Raw genomic sequence first — 23,913 nt, forward strand, 5'->3', positions numbered from 1 at the left:
TGAGTTACATACAGCATATGCGTCAATTAATCGGATCGAATCTATTAATCACTGTAGGATGTGGAGTCCTCATCGAACAGGACAATCAAATTCTGTTGCAACACCGAAAAGATCATCATGTTTGGGGAATCATTTGAAGAGACAGCCATCCGTGAAACTCTTGAAGAGACAGGGCTCTCCGTGGATAGTTTGAAACTGTTCGGAATCTATTCCGGTGATGAGGGATATGCCACTTATGAAAACGGTGATCGGGTCTATAGTGTTCAAGTCATCTTTTACACCCATTCATTCTCAGGAGAAATCGCTCAATCGACAGACGAAAGTCACGAACATCGATTTTTCTCAAGAGAAGACCTACCACGATTACATCAACATCAACGTCGGTTCATTGACGATTGGGTCGAACAGGTCAATCTCCCGGTCGTGAAGTGATATTCATCTTGCGACGAACAACCCCTCATGCGCGCATGAGGGGTTTCTTCACATATAGGGTCCGTTCGCCTGAATGACGAACTGGGAATGTGCGTAGTGGTACGTGATCCGTGAATAGTCAAAAGGCTTACCGTTCGTCAGATGAAAGATCGTTTCGATGCGAAGTGTCGGATCATTCTCTTGCAATCCGAGGTGGCCTGCTTCCACTTCCGTCAATCGATCGACCTGTAGATACATGTCAGAAAACCCAATCGTGACGCCGAGCGCCGATTGCACGTAATCGAAAATCGAGTCCGCCACAATCTCGCGATTCAAATAAGGGACGATGGCTTTCACATAATAGGATTCCTCATGACAGAGCACTTCCCCGTCCACATATCTCACCCGTTCGACCCGGTACACATCGTCAGACACGCCAATCCCGAGGTTCTCGGCCACCAACGCATCTGGTTTCATAACAGACACATCAATCACACCAGACGTCAAGACACGGTCTCCGAGATTGCTCTTGAACCCTTGGGTCGAGAAGAGGCTCATATAGCCAGGTCGATTATGTCGTCTGACGAAAATGCCGCTTCCCCGCAGTTGAAAAATGACACCCTTTCGTTCGAGCAGCTCTAAAGCTTTCGTGATAGTGCTCTTACTCACTGCATATTGATTCATCATCTGCTCAAGGACAGGGAGCTTATCGCCTTGTTTTAAGTTTTGTTCGTGGATGTATTGTTCGATTTCATTCGCAATCTGTTGATATTTTAGCATGGTCATTCCTCACTTTTTCGTCACTGATTTCATTATATCATGAAAAAAATAAAAGTAATTCAATGTACCGACCTTGTATAATTGTACCGGTACAATTATACTTGACGTGTACGATTCATGTGAAGGAGGACTTACAATGAAGACATTACCGAACGATTTTCTATGGGGAGGCGCGCTTGCCGCTCATCAATTCGAGGGCGGTTGGGACGCTGATGGCAAAGGACCGAGTGTCGTCGATGTCTTGACGGCAGGTGCACACGGCGTCGCTCGCCGGATCACAGACAAGGTCGAACCGAATGAATTCTATCCGAACCATGAGGCGATTGACTTTTACCATCGTTATAAAGAAGATGTGGCCCTCTTTGCTGAGATGGGATTGAAATGTTTACGTACTTCCATCGGATGGAGCCGCATCTTCCCGAATGGTGATGATGCAGAACCGAACGAGGCGGGTCTCCAATTTTATGATGACTTGTTCGATGAGCTACTCAAACATGACATCGAACCGATCATCACACTGTCGCATTTTGAGATGCCGCTCCATCTTGCCCGTGAATACGGGGGATTCCGAAATCGTGAAGTCGTCGAGCATTTCGTCCGCTTCGCTGAGGTCTGCTTTGACCGTTACAAAGACAAGGTCAAATACTGGATGACGTTCAACGAAATCAACAACAAGATGGACGTCAACAATCCACTCTTCTTATGGACGAATTCGGGAGTCCTCTTAGAAGAAGGGGAGAACGCCCGCGAAGTCATGTATCAGACTGGGCACCATGAACTGATTGCGAGCGCTCTCGCCGTTGCCAAAGGGAAAGCCATCAATCCTGACTTCGAGATTGGAGCGATGGTCTCTCACGTACCGATTTATCCGTATTCATCAAACCCAGATGACGTCATGCTCGCCGAAGAGATGATGCGTCAACGCTATTTCTTCCCGGACGTACAAGTACGCGGCTTCTATCCGAGCTACGCCTTGAACGAGTTCGAGCGGGAAGGGTATAACATCCCAATCCTTGAAGGGGACGAAGAAATCCTACAGAAGGGAAAGGTCGATTATCTCGGTTTCAGTTACTATATGTCGACGACCGTGAAGAGTGACGTTGTCGCGGACAACAGTGGCGATATCGTCAACGGTGGTCTGCCGAATGGGGTCGAGAACCCGTATATCCAGTCGAGTGACTGGGGATGGGCGATTGACCCGGTCGGACTCCGTTATGTACTCAACCGACTCTATGACCGGTACCAAATTCCGCTCTTCATCGTCGAGAATGGATTCGGTGCCGTCGATGAGATTGTCGACGGAAAGATTCATGACAAAGCCCGAATCGATTACTTGAAGGCCCATATCGAACAATTGAAGCAAGCCGTCCTCTATGACGGGGTCGACTTGATTGGTTACACACCTTGGGGCATCATCGACATCGTCTCGTTTACGACAGGAGAAATGAAGAAACGGTACGGAATGATTTACGTCGACCGTGACAATGAAGGGAACGGATCGATGGAGCGGATGAAGAAAGACTCGTTCGACTGGTACAAACAGGTCATTGCGACGAATGGAGAGAATCTCTAAATAAGGGTGAGCAAAGAACTGTGAAATGTCTGCAGGTCTTTGCTTTTTTTCGCTATAATGTAGAAAATGACGATCCAGGAGGGAAGCCTGATGCAAGTGAAGCAACATGGACCAGTGACAGCCGTTTGCGCGAAAGTGAAGAACGGTCCATTCGAGATGTCGATGTACGTCTATTATATCGACGGCATGATCATCGATACGGGGACACGCACGATGCTACCCGCTCTTCAACCCTTTTATGAGTCGGTCCCAATCGACCTTGTCAGCATCACCCACCCCCATGAAGATCACATTGGAACGGCGGCATGGCTTGAGCGGACATATGGTGTCCCGATTTACATACGAGAGTCCGCGAGGGACATGTGTCAGACAGGGTTAGAAATCCCCGATTACCGTGCGCGTTTCTCAGGAGACCCGGAACCGTTTCAGCCGATCGCCTATCATGAAAATCAGATCACGTCAGAACATCATACTTATCATGTGATCTATACACCCGGTCATGAGCCGAATCATGTCGTCTTATATGATGAGGAGAAGGGTCGACTGTTCTCGGGTGATTTGTTCGTCCATCCGTATCCGAAGGTGATGATTCCAGAGGAGTCGGTCCCTGAACAGATTCGTTCGCTCAAACGGGTCCTGTCCCTCGATTTTGATGAGGTGTACTGTCAGCATGCCGGGCGTCTCGAACAGGGAAGGGAGCAACTGACCAAAAAGCTCGATTATCTAGAACGTTTGACCGATGACGTGATAACGAAAACTGCAGCAGGCTATACAATTGACGACATCAATGCTCAACTCTTCCCCGAACCATCGCCGCTCGTCAAAATCTCCAAGCGGGATTATGACTCTAAACATATGATTGCAAGCATTCTTCGAGAAATCTACGAACAATTTCGTTGACAGAAGGTAAAACACCTAGTATTCTTAGTGTGGGATTAAACGTTTAAACTTTTAAACGGAGTGATGAATATGAAACGATCAGATGTTACACCCGAAGTATCGTTATCTTTATTTAAAGATGCGATTCCGTTGTTCCAAGTTTTAGCCGATGTCAATCGTCAACGCATCATTGTCGAGATCGCTAAACATGAACGCTTGAACGTCAATCAGATTGATGAAAAGATTGAGTTGTCTCGACCAGCCATCTCACATCATCTCAAATTACTTCGACAAGCGGGCATCGTTTCATCGGAGAAAGTCGGGACAGAGAACTTTTATTTCCTGACACTTGAAGATGCGGTCGGACTGCTGAAGGCACTGACACGTGCGATTGAAGATGAATGTATCTTATAACCTTTCTTTTTGGAAACAGAGAGAAAGGCTTCTTTCCCACTAATACGTTCAAAAGTTTAAACATATAAACATTAAAGGAGAATGGATATGAAGCAAAAACAAACCATCGTCATCACAGGAGCATCGAGCGGAATCGGTCGGGCAACGGTCGAACTGTTCAGCAAACGAGGCTGGCATGTCGCCGCGACGATGCGAAGACCTGAAGACCATCAAGAACTGTCTAACCTGAAAAGGGTGTCGCTCTATCAGCTAGATGTGACGAACGAGACGAGTATCCGAGAGGCATTTGAACGAATCGTCTCGGATCATGGAACGATGGATGTGTTGTTGAAAAATGCTGGATACGGAGCGGTCGAATCGTAACCGTTTCTTCCGTCGGTGGACAGATCACATTCCCAATCTATAGCTTGTATCACGGTTCAAAATGGGCGATTGAAGGATTCATCGAATCACTTCAGTTCGAGTTGGCACCGTTCAATATCGACATGAAATTGATTGAGCCAGGGCCGATTAAGACAGACTTTTACGGTCGTTCCCAAGAACTCGTCAGTGACCAACCGCTCGAAGTATATGATGACTATACAGAAGTCGCACTCCATAACACGAATGCCGCTGGTGCGAACGCTGAAGGTCCAGACGTCGTCGCGAAGACGATTTGGCGAGCCGCGACCGAACGGAAGAAACGACTCCGTTATCCATCGGGTAAACAAGCGGGACTATTGATCGCGCTCAAGCGTTATCTCCCGAACCGGGTATTCTTCGCGATTGTCCGAGGCGTCGTTGAAAAGAAATGACGAATCACATCCTTATGTTGAAACACTTTGACGGAGAGATGAGCATTCTGGACGTGAAAAAACAATATCGTTCACATCTCAGGGAGTCGCTCCATCCCGAGCTTCACCACCAACTTCACGAATGGCTAAAGCGCCACGACTGGGCATCATGACGAACAAGACTGCGGAAACCTCTCCGCTGTCTTGTTTTTATGTATGTAAGAACCGCAGAACGTTTTCCATCGAGAAATGACGACTCCACTGAACGAAGTGTCCACCTGGTACGGCAATCAATTGTACAGAGGGGTGAAGGTGTCGTTCCGCTCGTTTGACTTGATGGAGCGTTCGCTTCGCCTCCTTCAAATCAATCCCCGTGAAATCCGCATAATACAGGTGCGTCGGGACTTGGACGCGTCGTAGCAAGTCCTTAAAATCCAATCCATCATAACCAAACAACAAATGTAAGCCACCGGTCGAAAGACGGGCCGATTGCTCGACAGCAGAACGAATCGATGCCGTCGGCTCGACTCCGATCCGTTGACAGAACAGTTGGAACTGTTCTTCGGAAAAGATAGAGACACGTTGGCTCGCCTGCGTTTCGATCCAATTCAAGAAGCTCAGTGGTACGTTGTGATACAGCAGTCGCAAAAGCGGCAAAGCGAATCCGAAGATGCCATATTCACGAAACGGAATCATGGCATTCGGCTTATGTCCTTGGTCGAGGAGAATCAAACGTCTGACCTGGTCTGGGTAATGGACCGCATACGCCAGGGCGATGGCACCCCCCATCGAGTGTCCGATCAAACGAATGGACTCCAGTTGTCGTGAAGTTCGGTATGCTTCGATCCAGTCCGCGAGTATTTTTGAGGTCGCATATGTATGTAGTCCCTCACTCTCACCAAACCCAGGTAGATCTAACAGGTGAACTTCGAAATCGTTATGTAATGCTTCGGCAAATAATTGGCCTTGTGACCCAGTGAATCCCCCACCGGGAAGAAAAAGAACCGGTTCACCTCGACCATGGACGGTTGCATGGAACTGTCTCACGTCATCTCTCCTTTATATAGAGTGGCTTTTATTCAAGTATAAAGATTGCTGGGAGTCAATTGAAGAAAAATCGCCATGTTTCTCAGGAGGCTCCCGACCAAATGTGGGTATATCATAGTGACAGGCAGATTACTGTCATCACACATCGTATACGTTCTGACCTTCCAAAGGAGGAATGAGGAATGAAGCTTTCAGGAAAAACGGCAATTGTCACTGGCGCAGGTTCAGGCATGGGGCGAGCCATCGCCAAACTGTTTGCGGAAGAAGGCGCACGAGTCGTCGCCTTCGACTTGAATGAAGATGCTGTGCAGGCGGTAGTTGATGAAATCAAAGCAGCGGGTGGGGAAGTTCTTGGCATTGCTGGTAACGTGACGAATCAAACGGATATTGACAAACTCGTCGATGCGGCGAAAGACACGTTCGGCTCGGTCGACATTCTCGTCAATAACGCGGGAATCATGGACAACTTCATGACGGTGGGAGAAGTGACGGATGAATTATGGGACCGTGTCCTTGGCGTCAATTTGACCGGACCGATGAAACTTTCACGTGCCGCCATCCAAGTGATGGAGAAGCAGAACCGGGGTGGCGTCATCATCAACAATGCATCGGTCGGAGGATTATTCGGTACACGAGGTGGTGCAGCGTATGTGGCCTCAAAACATGCGTTAATCGGATTGACGAAGAACATCGCGGCGACACATGGCACGCTCGGTAAGATTCGGGCCAACGCCATCGCACCGGGTGGCATCAATACGAATATTGGGTCAACCATCACAGCACCGAGCGAACTTGGGATGCGCGCCATTCAAGGGGCGGGGGAAGCCCCGATGGGAGAACCAGAGCAAATAGCGAACGTCGCCCTCTTTTTAGCATCGGATGATTCGAGCTTCGTGAATGGTGATGTTTTGAAGGCAGATGGTGGGTGGACCGCAAGATAAAGAAAAGAGCCGAGATTACTCGGCTCTTTTCCTTTGGTATTGTTTTCGATAGGCGAGCGGGGTGATTGAATGATGTGCTTTGAATGTCTGTACGAAGTGACTGACGCTTGAGTAGCTCAGGCGATTGGCGATGTCAGCAACCGATTCAATCGAATCCATTAATAGAGTTGCGGCCCGGTCCATTCTTTTAACTTGGACATATGCAAGTGGGGAGGTGTTCCCGAACGTAGTAAACAACCGACAACATTCACTGCGACTTACATTACCCGCAGTCGCGATTCGAGCTAACGTGGGCTTATATTCTAGATGAGACTCGATATAAGCGAGCATCAGACGAAGGCTCTCCCGTTTGTTCTCATTCTTCATCACTTCACCCTCTTGCTGAATCCAGTAGCGCCAGATGACCGTACACTGCAGTGTCGCATCCATCAATGCGAGTGGACCGTCCGCAGATAAATGTTGAACGGCCCGTTCAATCGTCTGAATAATAGATTGATGACCTCGTTCCGGTTTTATCATATGTATGGACTTTTCAGTATTTAGATATGGCGTCACATATCGCTTCGCCAACTCGGGATGGAACAAAGCAGTCGGATCAAACTCGAGTAACCTCATCGGTGACGCTTCCTCGATTTTCTCAACCATGAGACTTTGTCCTCGTGCCAAGAGAACGGCTTCTCTCGAATGAAGGGTGAGGCTTACTCCATTCACTCGAATCACGGACGTCCCAGACTCGCAAAAAAAGAATAGTAAAATGATCAGTCACCTTTAATGTCAATGCTCCGTGACGAATCATCTCAATACTCTTCAAAAGCGCCATCCTCCTCGTTTTGGAAATTTCCCGACATTTCATTTCGATTGTTCACGGAGAAACACTTTGAAATGAGCATGAACTGGGACGAATCTGACATTTTTAATCATCGTTCATTAAAAGATACAATCGAGTTTCTTCTATATAAGAGTTTAAAAAATCAGCCAACCGGTAAACGCAGCATGCACGAGAATTGCAACAGGCACTCCGATTCGGAATTTCGGTTTTAGCGTCTTATGACGAAAGACGCGCATCGCCAAATAGGCACCGAACGCTCCACCGATCCATGCCATCGTCAACAATGTCCGCTCAGAAATACGCCAAGCCCCAATACGAGAACGTCGTTTATCGACAAAATATGACACAAACGCTAGTAAATTAGTCACAATGTAATATAGCAGTAATAGTTCCAAAGACCAAAACCTCCTTTTTTCTCTCTATAGTATATCTTAAATTGGCTCTGTGAAGCCGTTTCAATAGATTGAAACAATTTTCAGAAACCTCTCATCCTCGTGAATTGTTCTGTAAATGAACTGATAACACTCTCATATCGTCCTGTAATCGCTGTGAAATATACAGGTGTTACAGTAAGGGGGCGTTAGAAAAGGGAGGAATATTCTTATGAAAAAACCACTATTGACACTAACGGCACTCGCTGGCCTTAGTTTAGGAGTCGCTGCTCCAGCTTCGGCAGCATCAACACACACAGTTCAGTCTGGAGATACACTCTATCGTATCGCCGTGAACAACAACGTCTCTGTAAATGACATCAAACAAGCGAACGGCTTAAACTCAAATATGATTTATCCGAACCAAGTCTTGAAACTTGGAAAGGCAGAAGCGAAATCACAAGCTTCTACTGCATCTAAAACGTATACAGTTAAATCAGGTGATACACTTTATCGTATCGCATTGAACCACGGGGTCTCTGTCAATCAATTGATGACTTGGAACGGTCTTAATTCAGATCTTATTTTCCCTGGACAAGAGTTCGCCGTGAAAGGTGCAGCCGCTGCATCTGTAGCGAATGATGCGAAGACAACAACACCGAAGGCATCGACATCAGCACCAGTTACGAAAACTGCATCGTCTACAACGCAAACCCAAGCTCCGGCTTCAGGTCAGACAATGACAGTGGAAGCGACAGCTTATACACCATATTGTGCAGGATGTTCTGGTATCACAGCGACAGGAATCGACGTTCGTTCGAACCCGAACCAAAAAGTCATCGCGGTTGACCCTTCTGTCATTCCGCTCGGCTCTAAAGTATGGGTTGAAGGATACGGAGAAGCCATCGCAGGAGACACTGGTGGTGCCATCAAAGGAAACAAAATCGATATCTTGATGCCGACACAAGAGCAAGCACTTGCTTTCGGTCGCCAATCAATCACAATCAAAGTCTTGAACTAATTCAAGCTGATTAAAGACACTGCCATCGGGCGGTGTCTTTTTTTGTCTATATCTTCTCCCAAGGATTCTTCACTTTCGTCAGTCCGAGTCGCTTCGCGAGTGGTTTAATCGTCAATCCATGTAGGGCGACAGAGGTTACGACTAAACCGAGTGTGATTGGCAACATCCGTTCCGCATCTTCAATTCCCAGTTCGGCAATCTCTTGTGCAAAGAAACCGGTCACCGTCATCGCAACAATACCTCGAGGGGCAATCCAGCTGATGAGTGCCCGTTCTTGCGCGGATAGTGGAGAACCGAGGAGCGACGTCTGCACCGAGATCGGTCGGACAAAAAATAAGATTCCGAGAATCGACAAGAGGAGAGGCCAGTCGAAAATGGCGAGTAAACTATCACGTGTCAAACTTGCCGTCAGAATGATGAAGACTGTCGAAACCAGTAAAATCGAAATGTTCTCTTTAAACTCACGAAGCTGTTTCAGAATATGCATATGTCCATGCTTTGAATTTGCATCCCTGCAACCGTCATAATCAAGAAGGCTGGGAAGTCAAAACGCCAAGCGAGTCACTGCGAAAGTGCACCGATGAGGACAAGTAAGCTGAACCCAATCATCATGTCTTCCATAAGCTTCCCCCGTTTCTTCACTTCTTCATTAATGTATACCCAAATCAGGAAAAACATTTGCTAAGATAGTCTGATTTCGGGTAAAAATTGAAAAAAGGGAGGGATACCATGGAAGTGACTATCGGACTCATTATCGTCATCATGACTTGGCTCATCTTATTGCTTAACCTCACGTTTGCAATCACCATTATCTTTTTTGAAAGGCGTGACATTGGAACGACTTGGGCGTGGTTACTCGTCCTCTTCTTCTTGCCTCTCATCGGATTCTTCGTCTACATCTTCTTCGGTCGATTGATCAAATCTCAAAACTTTTATGAAGTCGAAGAAGAGAAACGTGAAGCGTATCATCATCATGTGGCGGAGCAACTTGACCAATTGGACCAATCCATGGCACCGTTCAATCATCCACTTCTATTGAAGCACCGACGACTCGCACGATTGAATCTCGTATCGACGAATGCGATGATGTCTTTCCAGAACGATATCGACGTCCTTCACGACGGAAAAGAGAAGTTTGATCTACTGTTTAGAGATATTGAACAGGCGACGAAAGAAGTGAACATTCAGTATTACATCATCCAAAACGATGCGCTGGGTCAATCGTTAATTCGCTTATTGACCGAAAAGGCAAAACAAGGATTACGTGTCCGACTCCTCTACGATGCGGTAGGCTCGAGGGGACTGAGGCACAAACACTTTAAGGACCTGCTGGCCCACGGTGGGGAAGTCAAATCGTTCTTTCCGTCCAAACTCGGCATCAACTTCCGCGTCAACAATCGAAATCACCGAAAGCTCTGCGTCGTTGACGGAGAACTTGGTTATATCGGCGGCTTCAACGTCGGGGATGAGTATCTTGGAAAGGATGAGCATTTCGGTTATTGGCGAGATGTTCACTTACGAATTTCAGGCGACGCCGTTAAGGAATTGCTCGAACGATTCATCCTGGATTGGAATCGCTCTGTCCCGACACGAACGAAGGCACAGAAAGACGACTTTGTTTGGCCAATCGAAGGAATTGCTCGTCATGCGTCCCCGGTTCAAATCGTGACATCGGGTCCAAACTCGTCGACGGAGCATTTAAAGAATATGCTCGTCAAAATGATCACCCAGTCGAAAGAATGTATCTATATCCAGACTCCCTACTTCATCCCGGATGCAAGTTTCCTTGATGCCTGTCGAATCGCCCTGATGGCGGGTACTAAGATCAAACTGATGATCCCGAACAAGCCCGACCATATGTTTGTCTACTGGGCGACCTATGCGAACGCGGCAGAGCTCGTACGTTACGGGGCAGAAGTGTTCACGTATGAGGAAGGATTCCTTCATGCGAAAACGCTCGTCATTGACGGAGAAGTCGCATCAATTGGGACGACGAACATCGACGCCCGAAGTTTCCGCCTCAACTTTGAAATTTCAGCGCTTGTCTTCGACAAAGCCATCGCTCAGTCCGTCATCGATGCGTTCGAGCGAGACGAGGCACGTGCCGAGCGGCTAACCATCGAACGATATGAATCGAGGACACGTTGGATTCGCTTCAAAGAGAGCGTGTCCCGCCTTCTCAGTCCAATTTTATAATGAAAAACATCCGGTCAGAAGGAACTCCTCTGCCGGATGTTTTTTAGCGTTTATTAACTTGTTCAACGAGTCGTTCGAAGGAATCGCTGATTGCTTGTGGCGCTTCCTTGTCTCCATACTCTGCGGCCTCTAACCAATCTGCATAGAGCCTGTGGTCCGTGAACTCGATTCGCTGAAGCCAATCAGCTACCGTCTCCTCTCGAAGACGCGGGTGCTGCTGTTCCAACTTCCGTCCCGTATCAAGGAGGCGGATCTGGCGAGGCGAGCGGACAATCCGCTTATCTGAAAGTGTCGGATGGTGAATACTTCTCGGAATCATCCCGTCTTCCTGGATGTCTTTTCGTTTCTGCAAGTAGAAGAATAATCCTACCCCAAGCAGCAAGATCATCGCGAACACTCCGATGTAGAACAACGAGTTGTTCGATGCCGACTCGAGTAACGTCTCCTGTGCCACCGTCTCCGCATCGAGGTTCGGGTTGTCCGGAACGAGGAACCGGTTCACGCGATCGTTCGGGTCGAGCACGATGCCATCAAACCAGCTCCCAATCCACAGAAAGAACGGAGTAATCCAGGCGACGACATTGCCAAACAACAGCTCTTTGATTGTACGAATGACGAGGGAGACAGTCAGTCCGATGCCTAGGCCGACGGTCAACATCGTCACCATCCGCTTGTAGTCGCGACGGTAATACAGGTTTCGTTGCCAAATCAAAAAGATGAACGGGAAGAGGACCATCGCGAGCGGTTGCGATGCCGGTGGGAATAACCAGTCTGCCACCAAAAACAAAACGCTCGCCATCGCATAACGGTCCGTCCAATCCAACGTCCGAATGAACGCATGAACGTATGTGAAAATCAACAACAAGATGCTCATTTCATAAGAGAAATAGAGGGCACCGACGCTCATGATCGTCTGTACAATCAGTTGTGTGTTCCGAGGGAGACGAAGTGTCAATAAGAAGAGCAACGGAAACACATGTCCGATGTAAAAGGATGCGAATACCCACCACAACCATCTCATTGACCGTCACCTCCCAAGCGGAGAATCGATTGATTCCCACTATATTTGGCGACCTTTCGCTCAAACAAGGAGCGAGCGAGTGGAAAATCACTCTCGGACAGACAAGCGAATGTCGTCATGATCTTCCGGAAATGTACCTCGCCACTTCCCGGTTGAAGGTCATACGTGATTCCATCCTTCGTGAGCGTCGGGACAATCAGACCGTAACTCGCATTTTCTTTCTCGAAATCGCGACATAATGCGGCCGCTTGCGAGATGAGGCGCTCCATCTGATAGGTGAGGGCACGCCCATCCTTCGTCAACAAGTCGAGCACGATGACATATTCATTCGCTTGTACCGGTTGCTCGGTACGGGCCAGCAGTTCGCCCGTCTTCGCATAGGCAGACCAATATAGCTGTCGCATCGGTTGCCCGTGATATGGGGTGACCGACTGGAACGTCTCCGGGTCACGATAGGCACTATGACGGACCATCTCCTCACCCGGGAGAGTAGGGGGACGTTTCGGGATCGGATAGGGCGAAAACTCAGGGAAGACGTAGCCGATGCGCGGGAGTGAGTCCTCTTTATAGAGCGAGAACATGCGCAACGGATCCCGGATTTCCATCCCGATGGCTTCAAGGCGGATTGGACCACGTTTCTTCGCATAGAGTGGGATTGTGAAGTCCACGGTCGCATTCGTCTCGACAAAGTTCTCCTGACGCCAAAACGCATGTCCCTCTGATTCCACGGTCGGATGCAAATAGCCGGATAGGCGGACAACGCCAAGCGGCACTTTTGCCGTCGACACGAGCTTTAAAACATAGACGGCCTCGTCGTTCGGAAAGAGTTTCATCTCTTCTGTGAGGTCGACATGGATTTGTTCTGCCAATCGAAACATGAAAGATGGCATGACCAGTGCATAGAGACTAAAACCGATCAATAGACTCGCAATCAAGACGTTTCCATAAAGTGCCGTGAAGACCCCGACGACGAACAGGAGCCACATATAGCCGGACTCGAGATAGCGTGGGCTGACTAACTGCATCTTACACCTCTGAAGGGACCGGGATGGTCTCGAGTACAGATTTGATTAACTTTGACGGCTTCGTCTTCAGCGACGCTTCGACCGTCAAGACGATTCGATGCCCTAAAATCGGAAGTGCGAGTGCCCGAATATCCTCCGGTGAGACATAGTCCCGTCCTTCCATATAGGCATGAGCCCGAGCCGCCATCGTATATGCGAGCGTCGCTCGTGGACTTGGTCCGACCTCGATGTCGCGATGGTGACGGAGCGATTCCATCAAATCCAGCAAGTAATCTTCCATCGCCTCGTGGAATCGGACATCTCGTACCTCTTGCTGCATCTTTAACAATTCGTCCTGTTGCAGAGAGAAGGATTCTGAAGCGAGATGCTCATTGCGAATCAGTCGTCGTTCGGAATCTCGTGAGAGGGGAGCAAGTGTCAATTTGAATAAGAAACGGTCCAATTGAGCCTGCGGGAGCGGGAACGTCCCTTGCCCGTCGAACGGGTTTTGTGTAGCAATCATAAAGAATGGTTCCGGTAACTTGAGCGACACTTCCCCGAGTGTCACTTGACGTTCCTGCATCGCCTCGAGCAACGCGGATTGTGTACGTGGTGTCGTCCGGTTGATCTCATCGACAAGTAGAATCGACGTGAAAATCGGACCCGTCCGGCGTTCGAACGCCCCGGTCGTCGGATTGAACAACTCCATTCCTAATATGTCACTCGGCAATGTATCCGGAGTACATTGTACACGCTGGAATGTCGCCGAGATAGAGCTTGCTAAACTACGGGCGAGTGTAGTTTTGCCTGTGCCGGGACGGTCCTCGAGTAAAACGTGACCTCCCGAGAGTAGCGCAATCGAAGCGAGCTTGATGGCTTTCGATTGACCAATGACTTGATCATTCAAATGTGAAACCCATGGATGGTTCATTCAAAATCCCCCTATATTTTTCTGATAATTAAGAAAATCATAGCATAATCGGTTCAGGAGATGTATCAAAAATCAAATTCACTAAAAAAGACCGACCGGCATAAGCCAGTCAGTCAACGTTTCGGAGTATCTAAATATCGTTCAAAATGACGTTCGAGCCATTCTTGGAAGAAGGACATGAACGTACAGATTGCCCAGTAGATCAACGCCACGACGATATACACTGTCATGTAGTCGAACTCCCGACCACCGACGATCTTGGCCTTGTTGAAGATCTCAGGTACCGTGATCATCGCGGCGAGCGAACTGGCTTTAATCAAATCGAGAAAAACGTTCGAGAGCGGCGGAAGGGCGATCCGTGTCGCCTGTGGTAAGACGACCCCCTTCAATGTTAGCCATTTCCCCATCCCGAGTGAACGAGCCGCCTCCACCTGTCCGTCATCGACCGCACGAATCGAGGAGCGGATGATTTCAGCGATATAGGCGGCGGAATTCAAACTGAATCCGAGAATGGCTGCCGTCAAAGCGGCGAACTCGATCCCGATGAACGGGAATCCCGAATAGAGGATGAACAGAATGATCAAGATGGGTACGCCACGCATGAACGAGATATAGAAAGTTGACGGGTATCGAAGGAGTCGTGTCGGAGACAACTTCCCGAGCGCCAACAAAAGACCGAGCAAGAGACCAAAAAACATACTGACGAACGAAATCCAAAGCGTATTCGGTAATCCACCCAATAGATAAGGAAATGATTGAATCGCCAGGTCTACGTCAAAGATGGCGTCCCATTTAATATCTGAGAACGTCATGCCGTCATTACTTCGTTTCGACGATTGTTGCGTCTACGTCTGGTTCTACCGAAACATCCGCGCCATTGTAGAATTGCTCAGATAGTTTCTTGACCGTACCATCTTCAAGCATCTCATCTAGTACACGGTCGATATTCTCCTGGAGCTCGTCATTTTCTTTGTCCATCAAGAAAGCGACTTCTTGTGGGTTATAGGCGATATCCGGGTGAATCGTGATATCAAACTCAGGGAAGAAGGCAAGGGCCAACGTCTGAAGGTAATAGTCATTCAAGATGACATCGGTCCGTCCTGTTGAAACGTCGCGCAAGTACTGATCGTTCGTCGCGTTGTCATAGATGACTTCTTCTGCACCATATTCTCGAGCCACGTCCATGAAGACAGTCGTCGCCTCACCAGCGGCTTTCTTACCTTTCAAGTCCTCGAGTGATTCGATTCCAGAGAGGTCGCTCTTGCGAACGATGGCCGTCCCGTACGTGTATTTATACGGTTTTGAGAAGGCAAACTTCTCTTTACGGTCTTCTGTTACCGAGATATCATTCGCTGCCACGTCGATTTGACCGTTCTGTACACTCGTCAACATGTTGTCAAATGCCGTTTCTTTGAATTCGATCTCGAGGTCAAGACGCTTGGCGACTTCTTTCATGAGTTCGACATCAAATCCTGTCAACGTGTCACTCTCTTCTTCACGGAAAGAAGCGGGGTAGAGGGTACCGGCCGTACCGACCGTCAATGTGCCTTCTTCTTGAATCTCTTCCCAGCGTGTCGTATCTGCTTGATCCGTGCTATCATCACCACAAGCAGCAAGTGGGATTGCTAAAAATAAAGTTGCTGCCAAACCTTTAGTCGTTCGTTTCACAAGAATTCCTCCTTAGATGGTTCATCTGTCTAAAAATAGCATGACTTCAGCGGTCTAGCAACTGTGAAGCATGTATTAAACAGGTGAAATTAAAATTTGAAACGTTTATTCATAAAGCGTTATCATTCCTATGAATGCTAAATTCACACGAATGATACAGAAGTAAAAATTAAGTGAGACAGAATCGATATTGAGGAGGCGGAGCGTATGAGTTTGATTCAAATCATTGCCTTAGATGAGGCGCATATTCATATTGTAAACGATGCAAATGATCCTTTTCCGATCATCGGACGAATCATGCCAAGTTATATGGATGGAAAATGGACATATGTCGAAGAATTAGATGAAGAAGTCAGAGAGATAACATTTCCGGACGATCGATTAGACTGGAAACAATATATCGAACATGACAGTCGCATCCTGTTTTTAGCGATGGATGCAGATGAATGTGTCGGACAAATCCGACTCGTGAAGGATTGGAATCGATTTGCATACATTGAAAATATCGCGGTCCGTCAAACACATCGTAAGCGTGGAATCGGAAAACTGTTGCTTGAAACAGCCGAACAGTGGGCAAAAGAAAAACGGCTAATCGGCTTATCGCTTGAAGCGCAGAACGATAACTTGATTGCATGTCGCTTTTATAGAAAAGAGGGATTTCAACTCGGAGGCGTCGACACGATCAAACAATACGCAAATCCACAAATCGAGTTGACCTTGTATTGGTACAAGATTTTTAAGGAATAGGGAGCTTTAAAATAGAGAAAAAATTGCTCTATTTTTTATTAGTTTACATAACATATATTATCAGTAAAAATAATATCTCATCTCATTATCTTAGTATACTTATGATAGTGAGATGAGATTTGAATTTAAGACGTATGCGTATACCGGATCAATGTGACGCCATGTTCTGGTTCGAATTCGGCACTCGGTTCAAATCCAAGTTTCGTATACAGACGCTTCGCCGGTCCGTTATGCTTGCCCGTATGCACGTAAATCAACTTTCCTTTGTGAATGCTCAATATGTGTTCGAGTAACGTCGTCGCCAGTCTCGCCCGAAAGTATGTCGGGTCGATACATAGTTTCGTGATTTCAACAGTTTTCTCAGATGCTTCCACCGTGACAAACCCAATCAACCGCTCCTCGATATATAAGCCATAACTCGTGCCTGGTAAGTTTTGAATGACATCAATCGTCTCATAGCGCGCTGGGATTTCGTCAAACCCGAGCAGTTCCGCTTCGACAGCATAAGCGTTACGTTGAATCTCGAGCATCTGTTGGGCTTGCTCAAATTGATGAATGGCAACTTCTTTCAGCTGCATGGTGCAACCCTCCCGTTAACGGATAAACTTTCTCGCCTGCTTCCGTTTCGCCCGTTTCAACGCCAAATAGAGCCGGTGTGTCCCTTTGAGTGGCGGACCGTGCCCTACGAAAGTAAGGAGTGGTGACAAGTCCACTAGCCGCTCCGCACTCTCGACGGCAACGGACCGATTCCATGTCGCGAGTCCTGGTAATGGGAATAACGGTCGAACATCTCCCGCCACCGCTGCCCCTCCCTGAGTTTGAAAAGCGTCACCTGCAAATAATACCCGATTTACCTCGTCATAGTACGCAATTGACCCTGGTGTATGACCCGCTGCATCGAGGACACGTAAACCGAATAACCGCTCACCAATATCTAGTACCGCATCCGGTGTAGAACGAATCGTCGGCAAAGAACCACGAATCTTGTTCTGCTCTTCTTCCTCTAGCGACCGATCTCCCGATAAGAGGCGGGCATCACGTCGGGAGATGAAGAGTTCAGCGAGCGGATGCTCTGCTTTGATGGTGTCCACCCCACCGACATGATCCCCATGAGCATGCGTTAACAATATCGCGAGGAGTGGCTTGTCTAGCTCGGGGATATACGATAGGATATCGGTCGCGTTCCGCTCCAGCGCCGTGTCGATCAAGACGAGTCCGAGCTCATGCTCAAACAGTTGAACGTTGATTGGCAGTACGGGAGCGTAAAAGGTCAGTTGATGGATATGTCCATATCGTCTTACTTGCATCATTGAGCCTCCTAGTCGAATAAAGTGGTCCAGTCTTCTTCTTGCCAATGCGCGTCAAAGCACATATGAATCTGTTCGATCGTATTTCGGGCAAGGGAGAGCTCAGGTAAATCGTCTCGTTCAAAGAAACCGACGTCACTCGTCTCCACGCCGGCGCTCCCCTCCCCGTCACCAATCAGTGCACACTCGATGAAAAGTTTGTAATAATGCTCCGAGAGAGGTGGGTGTGGATGTTCATGCATATCGAACAAGGCGAGCAACCGTACTGGAATCACATCCAGGCCAGCCTCTTCCTCTACTTCTTTGATGATATTCGAAGCAGGAGAGCGATTCACTTCACAGAAGCCACCGGGTAAGGTCCACAACCCATCTGACCGCTCCTTCACGAGCAGGATTCGATCATCTTTGAAGATGACGCCTCGCACATCAAGTTTCGGTGTCGGATAACCGTCCACATGAACGAGTTGTGAGATGGCCTCGTCCGATAAGTCCGAGTGCCGTTCATACATCTCTCTTGCGATTTCTTGTAACTCTTGGTACCGTTCTCGGTCATATTGATCACGCGTGAACGTCAGACCGGCCTGAGACAGCGCCTGAATTCGTTTCGCCCATGTCAGCCATTGAGACATATAGATCCCCCTATCTTTTGTCCTACATGTCTTTTTCGGCAAATCGATGCATTCTTCCTTTTCAGAACCCACATTCTCTGATGTCAGCTTTCCATCACGTATACGAATAACAATTGGTCGAGATGCACACGCGGCACCATCGACGACAACAACACGATCTAGAGACATGGCTACGACAAAAAGACCTGTGAACGGCGAGTCAGCCAAATCACAGGTCTTTTGATTAATCGAGATACACGTCCTCGATTTCACCGAACGAGTCTTCGTCAAAGACGAACGAGCCGTTGGCATAGCGATCGAGTAGCGTAAGGGTTTTTGTCTTTACTTGTTTTGCTTTTTCTTTTCCGACGATATGAAGAGTCTCATCCCCATGCACCGGAAGCACACGACGGATTTGGTGCGGTTTTGATTTGACCTCACGAATGAGCATCGTCCCCCGAAGGTTGCGGTTCGTACAGTCGAACTGGTCCTCGAGCTTCATCTTCTTGACCGCTCCCCGTTGCGTCACGAGAACGAATAACGGTGGCGTGAAGAAGGAGAAGGCATCGGCGACGAGGTCACCGTCTTTCAGGTTCATCGCCTTCACACCGGCTGCCCGCTGTCCGACGACAGGGACATCATCCTCTTTGAACCAGAGACCGTATCCACGCTCTGAGACGAGGAACAACTGCCCTGGACCGTCACTGATTCCGGCGAAGACGACCTCGTCGTCACCTTTCAGCTTCAAGGCCATGAGTGGTTTCGATTTCCGCTGCGCGTCGTAGTCGCGTAACGGTGTACGTTTGACCATCCCGTCTTTCGTCACGAAGAGGCAATGGGCGTCCGTATCGAACGTCGAGACGACGTCTGCCGAGATGACCTGTTCCCCTTCAATCGGAACGAGGTTGGCCACGTGTTGTCCGGCATCCTTCCACTTCGATTCTGGAATCTGATGGATCGGGATGAGGAGGTAACTACCCTTGTTCGTCCAAACGAGCAAGTGGTCCGTCGTCATGGCTTGTGTCGTGAGAAGCGGACGATCCTTCTCTTTCATCTCCGGTAAAACGTCACTTGACGCGCCATACGAGCGCATCGAGGCACGTTTGACGTACCCGTCACGGCTGACGAATACCATCGTCTCTTCGACAGCAATCATAACTTCCGTCTTCAGTTTTAATTCCTCAACTTCCGACTCGATGACCGAACGACGGTCATCTCCGAACTCGTCACGCAATGCCGTAAGTTCTTTCACGATCAACTTTCGTTTTGTCGCGTCCACCTCGAGGATGTTTGAGAGGCGGGCAATCTCTTTTTGGAGCGCCTTTGCTTCTTTTTGCAACTCAACGATATCCGTATTCGTGAGTCGATACAACTGGAGCATGACGACCGCTTCGGCCTGGCGTTCCGTAAATGAGAACCGCTCCATCAGTTTCTTCTTCGCGTCCGTCTTGTCTTTGGCGGAACGGATCAATTCGAGCGTCTCATCGAGGACCGAGATGGCTTGTTCCAAGGCGTCGACGATTTCGGCACGTTTCTTCGCCTGTTCGAGCTCGAACGTCGTTCGGCGTGTCACTACTTCTTCGACGTGTTTCAAATAGGCGTCAATGATTGGGATAATTCCCATCTGTTTCGGCGTCCGGTTCACGATGGATACCATATTGTAGTTATAGGCGAGCTGTAGGTCCGTATGCTTCAAGAAGAAGTGAAGGACACCTTCCGCGTCCGCTTCTTTCTTCAATTCGATGACGACCCGAAGGCCCGTCCGATCCGTCTCATCACGGACTTCCGCGACACCTTCGACTTTTTTATCGAGACGGAGCTCTTCCATCTTTTTGACGAGGTTCGCCTTATTCACTTCATACGGAAGTTCGGTAATCGTGATCTGTTCACGGCCACCTTTTAGCTGCTCAATCTCGGACTTCGCTCGGATGATGACCTTCCCTTTACCGGTCTCGAACGCCTTGAGGATACCGTCTTTCCCCATGACCGTCCCTCCGGTCGGAAAGTCAGGTCCTGTGACATACTCGAGGGCGTCTTTCGCCGTATCGACCTGACCCTTCAAGCGTGCGATGGCGAGGTTGAGCACTTCCGTCAAGTTATGCGGAGGGATCTCCGTCGCATAACCAGCTGAGATCCCTGTCGTCCCGTTCATGAGTAAGTTCGGGAGGAGCGACGGCAAGACGAGCGGTTCTTCCGTTGAATCATCAAAGTTTGGCGTATAGTCGACCGTATTCTTCGCAATCGACGTCAACATGACACCCGCAATCTTCGAGAGACGGGCTTCCGTATAACGCATGGCCGCTGCCGGGTCACCGTCCATCGACCCGTTGTTCCCATGCATGTCGATGAGCGGATACCGGAGTTTCCAGTCTTGCGAGAGACGTACCATCGCCTCATAGACGGACGAGTCCCCGTGCGGGTGATAGTTCCCGATGACGTTCCCGACCGTCTTCGCAGACTTCCGGTATGGCTTGTCGTTCGTATTCCCCTCATGGTGCATCGCATATAGAATCCGGCGTTGTACGGGCTTGAGTCCGTCACGAGCATCCGGTAAGGCACGGTCTTGGATGATATATTTTGAGTAACGCCCGAACCGGTCACCGACGACCTGTTCGAGAGATAGATTTAAAATGTGTTGAATCGTCGACATCGTTACATCACTTCCTCAATCGCTTTAGTCACATGTTCATTGGCGATGATCGAATCATCTTCTTGGAGTCCGAAGGCGACGTTCTCCTCGATCCACTCACGGCGATGCGTGACGTTGTCACCCATCAAGACCGATACACGCTTGTCCGCGACAGCCGCATCGTCCACCGTGACACGGATGAGCGTACGGGTATCCGGATTCATCGTCGTCTCCCATAACTGGTCCGCGTTCATCTCACCGAGACCTTTGTAGCGTTGGAGGATATAGCCTTTCTTATACACTTTGACGAGCTTCTCGAGCGCCTCTTCGTCCCAGGCATAGTCGAACTGTTCGGACTTGCCTTTCCCTTTTGAGATGCGATAGAGCGGTGGCAAGGCGACGAACACACGGCCCGCCTCGACGAGCGGTCGCATATAACGGAAGAAGAACGTGAGAAGGAGCACTTGGATATGCGCACCGTCCGTATCGGCATCCGTCATGATGATGATCTTGTCGAAGTTGCAGTCATCCAAGTCGAAATCGTGACCGACCCCAGCGCCGATTGCATGGATGATCGTATTGATTTCTTCATTCTTCATGATGTCCTGAAGTTTCGACTTTTCTGAGTTGATGACCTTCCCGCGTAGTGGGAGGATGGCTTGGAACGTACGGTCGCGCCCTTGTTTGGCGGAACCACCGGCCGAATCACCCTCGACGAGGAACAGTTCGTTCTTGGCGGCATTCTTCGACGTCGCCGGCGTCAATTTCCCGTTCAAGATGCTCGAACGTTTCTTTTTCTTCCCGTTACGTGCCTCTTCACGGGCCTTTCGAGCCGCCTCGCGAGCCTGAGCCGCACGAATCGCCTTCTTGATGAGCATCGTCGCCATCTGAGGGTTCTCTTCTAGGAAGATCGTCAACTGTTTCGCCATAACGCTGTCAGCACTCGCACGTGCCTCTGGTGACCCGAGTTTCGACTTCGTCTGCCCTTCGAACTGGAGGAACTCTTCCGGGATCCGGACCGAGACGATGAGCGTGAGTCCCTCACGGACGTCGCCGCCGTCGAGATTTTTATCTTTCTCTTTGAGCAAACCGTTCTTACGGGCATACTCATTCATGATCCGGGTCATTGCCGTCTTAGCACCGACCTCGTGCGTTCCACCATCGCGTGTCCGGACGTTGTTGACGAACGAGAGGACGTTCTCAGAATAGGCATCCGTGAACTGAAACGCGAGTTCGATTTCGATCTCATTCTCGACCCCTTCGAAATAGACGATTGGGTGGAGTGTCGCCTTGTCGTCGTTCAAGTATTGGACGAACTCGGCAATCCCTTCCTCGTAATGGAACGTCTCTTGCTTCTCCGTACGCTCGTCCGTGAGCGTGATCGTCAATCCTTTTAAGAGGAAAGCCGATTCACGGAGGCGTTCGGCGAGCGTGTCATAGTTATACGTCGTCGTTGAGAAGATGGTCGCATCCGGTTTGAAATAGACACTCGTGCCGGTTTGGCGTGTCTTGCCTGTCTCAATCAGTGTCGTTTGAGGCACACCGCCGTCTGCAAAGGTCTGTTCGAACACTTTTCCGTCACGATAAATCGTCACGACGACCTTGCTCGAGAGAGCGTTGACGACCGAAGCACCGACGCCGTGGAGTCCACCAGACGTCTTGTAGCCGCCTTGTCCGAACTTACCACCAGCGTGAAGGACCGTAAAAATGACTTCTGGAGTAGGCTTTCCAGAAGCGTGCATTCCTGTCGGCATCCCGCGGCCGTGGTCACGGACCGTGATGGCATCGTCCTTATGAATCGTCACATCGATTTGACCACCGAACCCAGCGAGCGCCTCATCGATCGCGTTGTCGACGATTTCATAGACGAGATGGTGAAGTCCGCGATGGTCGGTTGACCCGATGTACATCCCCGGTCGTTTCCGCACGGCCGTGAGTCCTTCGAGCACCTGGATGGCGTCTTCATTGTAATTAAATAGATCTGTTGACATAGCAGTCACCTCAATTTCGAACACACGTTCGTTTTTCTTTCCTATTGTATAGCTGTTCATCGATTCTGGCAAGCCTCCCTTGTCAGCCATCGCTGAAAAAAAGGAGACCTACCAAGGAGGTAGGTCTTATCCGAGTAGACGAGCATGTTCCACGTACAGGCAGCGGTTCTCGATATAATCGAGCCCGGCGTCACGCACGATTTGCTCCGCCTCAGCACTTGAGAGACCGAGCTGGTTGAAGACGAGCCCGACATCCCCATGTCGTACCGCATCTTCCGCGACACCCGCTAAAAATTCGCTGCGACGGAACACGTCGACGATATCGATTCTACCCGGGATGCTCTCGACGGACGGATACGCCTTACGGCCGTTCCACTCCTCGAGCATCGGGTTGACAGGGATGACGGTATACCCGACACGAAGCAAATACTCCGCAATCTGGTTGGCCGTCTTGTTCGGGTTGTCGGACACACCGACGACCGCGATGGTCTTCGCTTCAGACAAAAGTTGCTTCAAACGCTGATCATCCATCCAAAATCCCCCTTTGGTTTACGTTTACAGTGTAACGTTACCTTCCTTCCTGTTTCAAGTCTTATTTTCATCATAAGGTATAATGACTCAACATTACAGTTTCAAGACAAACCAATATGGTTTACATAACAAATTATTGTCTACCATTTATTTTGCTATAAAATCAATCAGTCGATTAACCACTCGATTTAGAAATAATCATGTAACTCAGGAACATTGCGTGAAATATCTATTTCACGCA

General features: G+C 49.0%; 24 protein-coding genes and 1 pseudogene. 9 read left to right on the forward strand and 16 right to left on the reverse strand.

Translation table 11 applies throughout. The annotated features are described in order from the left end of the window. Window positions 1-117: 117 nt before the first annotated feature. A complete protein-coding gene (locus BV910_RS07710) occupies window positions 118-432 on the forward strand; it encodes an NUDIX domain-containing protein (RefSeq protein WP_240499820.1) in 315 nt (104 codons plus the stop codon). 48 nt (window positions 433-480) lie between these two features. On the opposite strand, the gene BV910_RS07715 is transcribed toward BV910_RS07710, so the two are convergent. Next, window positions 481-1,191, reverse strand: coding sequence for a GntR family transcriptional regulator (locus BV910_RS07715; protein WP_078146913.1), 711 nt, complete (start codon window positions 1,189-1,191; stop codon window positions 481-483). A gap of 136 nt (window positions 1,192-1,327) precedes the next feature. Between BV910_RS07715 and bglA the strand changes: the two genes are divergently transcribed. From bglA to BV910_RS07735, 4 genes and pseudogenes are all read left to right on the forward strand, one after another. After that, the gene (bglA, locus tag BV910_RS07720; protein ID WP_078146914.1) at window positions 1,328-2,764 is read left to right on the forward strand and encodes a 6-phospho-beta-glucosidase BglA; all 1,437 of its coding nucleotides are present in this window, start codon (window positions 1,328-1,330) and stop codon (window positions 2,762-2,764) included. 90 nt (window positions 2,765-2,854) lie between these two features. Further along, complete coding sequence (locus BV910_RS07725) at window positions 2,855-3,664, forward strand: MBL fold metallo-hydrolase (RefSeq protein WP_240499821.1); 810 nt, start codon at window positions 2,855-2,857, stop codon at window positions 3,662-3,664. A gap of 69 nt (window positions 3,665-3,733) precedes the next feature. Then, on the forward strand, window positions 3,734-4,057 hold the full coding sequence (locus BV910_RS07730; RefSeq protein ID WP_078146915.1) for an ArsR/SmtB family transcription factor: 324 nt from the start codon (window positions 3,734-3,736) through the stop codon (window positions 4,055-4,057). 87 nt (window positions 4,058-4,144) lie between these two features. Continuing rightward, window positions 4,145-4,851 (forward strand): annotated as a pseudogene (locus BV910_RS07735) (SDR family NAD(P)-dependent oxidoreductase). Between the two features lie 189 nt (window positions 4,852-5,040). On the opposite strand, the gene BV910_RS07740 reads toward BV910_RS07735, so the two are convergent. Next, window positions 5,041-5,877, reverse strand: a complete 837-nt coding sequence (locus BV910_RS07740) for an alpha/beta hydrolase (protein ID WP_078146916.1) — start codon at window positions 5,875-5,877, stop codon at window positions 5,041-5,043. Between the two features lie 182 nt (window positions 5,878-6,059). Between BV910_RS07740 and BV910_RS07745 the strand changes: the two genes are divergently transcribed. Next, the gene (locus tag BV910_RS07745; protein ID WP_078146917.1) at window positions 6,060-6,818 is read left to right on the forward strand and encodes a glucose 1-dehydrogenase; all 759 of its coding nucleotides are present in this window, start codon (window positions 6,060-6,062) and stop codon (window positions 6,816-6,818) included. 15 nt (window positions 6,819-6,833) lie between these two features. Here the strand turns inward: BV910_RS07745 and BV910_RS07750 are convergent, their stop codons facing one another. Then, the gene (locus BV910_RS07750; protein WP_078146918.1) at window positions 6,834-7,463 is read right to left on the reverse strand and encodes a helix-turn-helix transcriptional regulator; all 630 of its coding nucleotides are present in this window, start codon (window positions 7,461-7,463) and stop codon (window positions 6,834-6,836) included. A gap of 318 nt (window positions 7,464-7,781) precedes the next feature. Further along, window positions 7,782-8,042, reverse strand: a complete 261-nt coding sequence (locus BV910_RS07755) for a DUF1294 domain-containing protein (RefSeq protein WP_074037011.1) — start codon at window positions 8,040-8,042, stop codon at window positions 7,782-7,784. Between the two features lie 208 nt (window positions 8,043-8,250). Here BV910_RS07755 and BV910_RS07760 point away from each other — a divergent pair, with 208 nt between their 5' ends. After that, window positions 8,251-9,039: a LysM peptidoglycan-binding and 3D domain-containing protein gene (locus BV910_RS07760; RefSeq protein ID WP_078146919.1), complete on the forward strand. Its 789-nt coding sequence runs from the start codon at window positions 8,251-8,253 to the stop codon at window positions 9,037-9,039. Between the two features lie 46 nt (window positions 9,040-9,085). On the opposite strand, the gene BV910_RS07765 is transcribed toward BV910_RS07760, so the two are convergent. After that, on the reverse strand, window positions 9,086-9,526 hold the full coding sequence (locus tag BV910_RS07765; protein WP_078146920.1) for a cation:proton antiporter domain-containing protein: 441 nt from the start codon (window positions 9,524-9,526) through the stop codon (window positions 9,086-9,088). Between the two features lie 242 nt (window positions 9,527-9,768). Here BV910_RS07765 and cls point away from each other — a divergent pair, with 242 nt between their 5' ends. Further along, complete coding sequence (cls, locus tag BV910_RS07770; RefSeq protein ID WP_078146921.1) at window positions 9,769-11,235, forward strand: cardiolipin synthase; 1,467 nt, start codon at window positions 9,769-9,771, stop codon at window positions 11,233-11,235. 43 nt (window positions 11,236-11,278) lie between these two features. On the opposite strand, the gene BV910_RS07775 is transcribed toward cls, so the two are convergent. The 5 genes from BV910_RS07775 to BV910_RS07795 all read right to left on the reverse strand — a co-directional run bounded on the left by BV910_RS07775 (window position 11,279) and on the right by BV910_RS07795 (window position 15,859). Continuing rightward, window positions 11,279-12,256: a hypothetical protein gene (locus BV910_RS07775; RefSeq protein WP_078146922.1), complete on the reverse strand. Its 978-nt coding sequence runs from the start codon at window positions 12,254-12,256 to the stop codon at window positions 11,279-11,281. After that, entirely contained in the window at window positions 12,253-13,281 is a 1,029-nt protein-coding gene (locus tag BV910_RS07780) for a DUF58 domain-containing protein (RefSeq protein WP_078146923.1), read from the reverse strand. The genes BV910_RS07775 and BV910_RS07780 overlap by 4 nt, the downstream gene beginning before the upstream one ends. 1 nt (window position 13,282) lies before the next feature. Next, window positions 13,283-14,191 carry an AAA family ATPase gene (locus BV910_RS07785; protein WP_012726321.1) on the reverse strand — a complete coding sequence of 303 codons (909 nt, stop codon included), beginning with the start codon at window positions 14,189-14,191 and terminating at the stop codon, window positions 13,283-13,285. 113 nt (window positions 14,192-14,304) lie between these two features. Further along, window positions 14,305-15,003 (reverse strand): amino acid ABC transporter permease, encoded by a 699-nt coding sequence (locus tag BV910_RS07790; protein ID WP_031423690.1) that lies wholly within the window; start codon window positions 15,001-15,003, stop codon window positions 14,305-14,307. 7 nt (window positions 15,004-15,010) lie between these two features. After that, window positions 15,011-15,859, reverse strand: coding sequence for a transporter substrate-binding domain-containing protein (locus BV910_RS07795; RefSeq protein ID WP_078146924.1), 849 nt, complete (start codon window positions 15,857-15,859; stop codon window positions 15,011-15,013). Window positions 15,860-16,066: 207 nt separating this feature from the next. Between BV910_RS07795 and BV910_RS07800 the strand changes: the two genes are divergently transcribed. Further along, window positions 16,067-16,606, forward strand: coding sequence for a GNAT family N-acetyltransferase (locus BV910_RS07800; protein WP_078146925.1), 540 nt, complete (start codon window positions 16,067-16,069; stop codon window positions 16,604-16,606). A 125-nt stretch (window positions 16,607-16,731) separates the two neighbouring features. Here BV910_RS07800 and BV910_RS07805 read toward each other — a convergent pair whose 3' ends face one another. From BV910_RS07805 to BV910_RS07830, 6 genes are all read right to left on the reverse strand, one after another. Then, window positions 16,732-17,184: a GNAT family N-acetyltransferase gene (locus BV910_RS07805; RefSeq protein ID WP_012726325.1), complete on the reverse strand. Its 453-nt coding sequence runs from the start codon at window positions 17,182-17,184 to the stop codon at window positions 16,732-16,734. Between the two features lie 15 nt (window positions 17,185-17,199). Continuing rightward, window positions 17,200-17,913: an MBL fold metallo-hydrolase gene (locus BV910_RS07810; protein WP_078146926.1), complete on the reverse strand. Its 714-nt coding sequence runs from the start codon at window positions 17,911-17,913 to the stop codon at window positions 17,200-17,202. Between the two features lie 11 nt (window positions 17,914-17,924). Then, window positions 17,925-18,542 carry an NUDIX hydrolase gene (locus BV910_RS07815; RefSeq protein ID WP_078146927.1) on the reverse strand — a complete coding sequence of 206 codons (618 nt, stop codon included), beginning with the start codon at window positions 18,540-18,542 and terminating at the stop codon, window positions 17,925-17,927. 223 nt (window positions 18,543-18,765) lie between these two features. Further along, on the reverse strand, window positions 18,766-21,171 hold the full coding sequence (gene parC, locus BV910_RS07820) for a DNA topoisomerase IV subunit A (protein ID WP_078146928.1): 2,406 nt from the start codon (window positions 21,169-21,171) through the stop codon (window positions 18,766-18,768). Window positions 21,172-21,173: 2 nt separating this feature from the next. Then, window positions 21,174-23,141: a DNA topoisomerase IV subunit B gene (gene parE / locus BV910_RS07825; protein ID WP_078147927.1), complete on the reverse strand. Its 1,968-nt coding sequence runs from the start codon at window positions 23,139-23,141 to the stop codon at window positions 21,174-21,176. Window positions 23,142-23,267: 126 nt separating this feature from the next. Then, window positions 23,268-23,672, reverse strand: a complete 405-nt coding sequence (locus tag BV910_RS07830; protein ID WP_074037001.1) for a CoA-binding protein — start codon at window positions 23,670-23,672, stop codon at window positions 23,268-23,270. Between the last annotated feature and the right edge of the window lie 241 nt (window positions 23,673-23,913).

Source organism: Exiguobacterium sp. HVEsp1, assembly GCF_002009685.1.
In the GTDB taxonomy this organism is placed as follows: domain Bacteria; phylum Bacillota; class Bacilli; order Exiguobacteriales; family Exiguobacteriaceae; genus Exiguobacterium; species Exiguobacterium profundum.